At 35.1% G+C, this 2,742-nt stretch carries 4 protein-coding genes; 1 reads left to right on the top strand and 3 read right to left on the bottom strand.

Features of this window, described 5'->3' with window-relative positions; translation table 11 throughout:
* On the bottom strand, nt 1–240 hold a 240-nt coding region (locus ACY65O_RS06705; RefSeq protein ID WP_462220081.1), incomplete at its 3' end, for a hypothetical protein.
* A gap of 88 nt (nt 241–328) precedes the next feature.
* On the opposite strand from ACY65O_RS06705, the gene ACY65O_RS06700 reads away from it, so the two are divergent.
* Nucleotides 329–1,324, top strand: coding sequence for an ion channel (locus ACY65O_RS06700; RefSeq protein ID WP_462220080.1), 996 nt, complete (start codon nt 329–331; stop codon nt 1,322–1,324).
* Nucleotides 1,325–1,345: 21 nt separating this feature from the next.
* Here ACY65O_RS06700 and ACY65O_RS06695 read toward each other — a convergent pair whose 3' ends face one another.
* Both ACY65O_RS06695 and ACY65O_RS06690 read right to left on the bottom strand, forming a co-directional pair.
* On the bottom strand, nt 1,346–1,921 hold the full coding sequence (locus ACY65O_RS06695) for a peptidylprolyl isomerase (protein WP_462220079.1): 576 nt from the start codon (nt 1,919–1,921) through the stop codon (nt 1,346–1,348).
* A gap of 176 nt (nt 1,922–2,097) precedes the next feature.
* Nucleotides 2,098–2,742, bottom strand: a 645-nt coding sequence (locus tag ACY65O_RS06690; RefSeq protein ID WP_462220078.1) for a hypothetical protein, incomplete at its 5' end; no start/stop codon positions are given.

Below are 2,742 nucleotides of genomic sequence, written 5' to 3'. Positions count from 1 at the left end.
TGTGTAATCAGGTAAGTGCAATTGCAAAAAATCGGCATAATCAATTACTGCTTCAACATTCAAACGTGGGATACCTTTAACAATTGGATAAAACCAATTAGTTTCAGCAAATAATATCCCTTCTTCAATAATATCTACTGCTATTCCGTCAAGGAATTTAGTATTTTTTTTTAAGCAATGCAATGTAAGCTGGCTTCTGGTAACGGGGCAACGCAATAATTCTACAAAAGACTCCAGCATAGCTAATAATTACTAATCAATAATTGGCCTAAGTTAGTTCAAAATTTATTCTTTATTTTGCATAAGCTAAATTCTTAGTGATATACCAATGGCACTTCTCCGCAAACTCAACACAAAAGCAAAAACAGAAATCAATACTGGTTTTGGTGCCAATGCATCAGACTATGGCGGCCGTTTTGTAAACAAAAATGGCCAGGCAAATATTAAAAAGAAAGGAGTAAATTTTTGGGAACGTATCAGTTGGTACCATGCCATGCTTGCAATACCAAGGTGGAAGTTCTTATTTTTAGTATTTGCCTTTTTTATTATTGCCAATTTTATTTTTGCCTGCATTTATTATTTTGTTGGAGTGGAGCATTTAAGCGGTATGAATACAGATTCAGAATTAAAAAAATTTGGGGAAGCCTTTTTCTTTAGTGCACAAACTTTTACCACAGTGGGCTATGGCCGCATTAGTCCATCGGGATTTTTAACCAGTACCATCGCAGCTTTTGAAGCACTAATAGGGTTATTAACTTTTGCATTAGCAACTGGTTTATTTTATGGCCGCTTTAGTAAGCCGACTGCCTATCTTAAATTTTCGGGCAATGCAATAATTGCGCCTTTTAAAGACGGAACTGCCTTAATGTTACGCATAGCCCCATTTAAAAATACTACACTTACTGATGCCGAAGCTAAAGTAACTTTAGGTATGGCTGTAGAAGAGAATGGAAAAACAACCAATAAATTTTTTCCATTACAATTAGAATACCATAATGTAAATGCATTAACACTCAGCTGGACCATTGTACACCCCATTACAGAAGAAAGCCCGCTGTATGGTTTTTCAAAAGAAGATTTTGAAAATACAAGAGGAGAAATTTTAATTTTTATAAAAGCCTTTGATGATATGTTCAGCAATACGGTTGTTGCAAGGAGTTCTTATACATTCAGGGAAATAATTTATGGCGCTAAATTTATTCCCATGTATCACCGAAATAACGATGCCGACGCTACTATACTTGATCTGGAAAAATTAAATAGTTTTGTTGATGCTGAAATTGCTGTAAGAAACTACGGTACTGATAAAGCTATTAATAACTGATGTACGCCGCTCTGATTTTCTTTACAATCTTTCAATATTTAAAATAGTTATTGGCCTGGTAAACGATTGCCCGTTTGCAGGTTGCTTATGAATTTGCCTTACAATATCCATTCCGCTTATTACTCTGCCAAAAGCTGCAAAGCCTAATCCATCGGGATTATAATTTTTACTGCTGTCGTACCCGGTTTGATCGCCGACGCAAATAAAAAATTCGCTGTTAGCCGTTCCCGGAGTTGATCTTGCTAAAGAAAGTGTACCGGTAGTATGTGATAAACCTGTTTGATTAGGTGGTTCATGAACAATGCCGGATAATGCAATGGCTTTTTTATTGTTGCTTTGCCAAATGCCGCCCTGAATAATACCGGTATTATAATCAGATGCCATTGCTTCAATAAATAAAACCCTGTAAAACGAACTGTTTTTATAAAAGCCAGAATCAACATAAGATAAAAATGCGGCCACAGTTTTTGGGGCTTTATCAGGATAAAGTTCAGCCTCCACATTACCAAGATTTGTCTTAATAATAATGTGTGGATTTTTGTTGGATGAACAGGAAAATAATAATACTGCAACAGCGGCAACAATAAGTTTATGCATACCACCAAATTACTTATTTATTTTGTTACAACATTACGCAAATAAAAAAACCGGCTTTTAAGGCCGGGGTTTTATGTTTATGAAGTGATAATTTAATTGCTTACTTATAATTGGCCAATTATTCATCATTCACCATTCACAATTGACCATTCGCCATTGCCAATTCATCTTAACTATTAATTTTTAGAAACGTCACCAGGATTATTGTAAATTTCAACTGTGGCTAATATTTTTTTAGTAACGGTTGCCGTTTGATTTTTGTCGTTGAAAAAAGCATAAGCATCGCTATTATCTTTCACAAGTTCATTCATCAGCTCCGGTGTACAGGCAACAATCTGTGCATTATCACCCGGTTGTAAAAATAATTTTTCGGTGGTATTGTGCCCGTTGTAATATTTAAGCGAATACACATTTATTTTTCCGGCAGCAATTCTCACTGCAAACCCAGGTAAAGCATCTTTAGCAACATAGCTTTGCTTTGCATCTGTAAATTCTTTTTGAGAAACGGCGTAGTGCTCCTTGCTTTGGTATGCCTTTATTTGTTCTGCTTTTATAATAGTGTTACCGTCTGCCAAAAGATGAGGCGTTTTAAAAACACCGGTAATTAATTTTAGTGTGCTGTAATTTTTAACAGTACCATCTTTCATTTGTACAAAACATAAAATTTCCTTTTTAGGATCTTCAATGGGTGCATTGTACTGTTCGATGGAGTTTTTGGTTACTGTACAGGAGTTAAGTAATACCAAAAGGCATGCAATAGCCTTCAAATAGGGTACATTTGTTTTCATTTTATGAGGGTATTTTTTATAATAACGTTTTAG

It is taken from the genome of Ferruginibacter sp. (genome assembly GCF_031430955.1).
Classification (GTDB): Bacteria; Bacteroidota; Bacteroidia; order Chitinophagales; family Chitinophagaceae; genus Ferruginibacter.
Note: the sequence above shows the minus strand (reverse complement) of the source record. Positions and strands in the feature narration are given on the sequence as shown.

Excerpts from the sequence above, each read along its gene's own strand:
- ACY65O_RS06700 (WP_462220080.1), top strand. The coding sequence starts at position 329 with ATGGCACTTCTCCGCAAACTCAACACAAAAGCAAAAACAGAAATCAAT.
- ACY65O_RS06695 (WP_462220079.1), bottom strand. The coding sequence starts at position 1,921 with ATGCATAAACTTATTGTTGCCGCTGTTGCAGTATTATTATTTTCCTGT.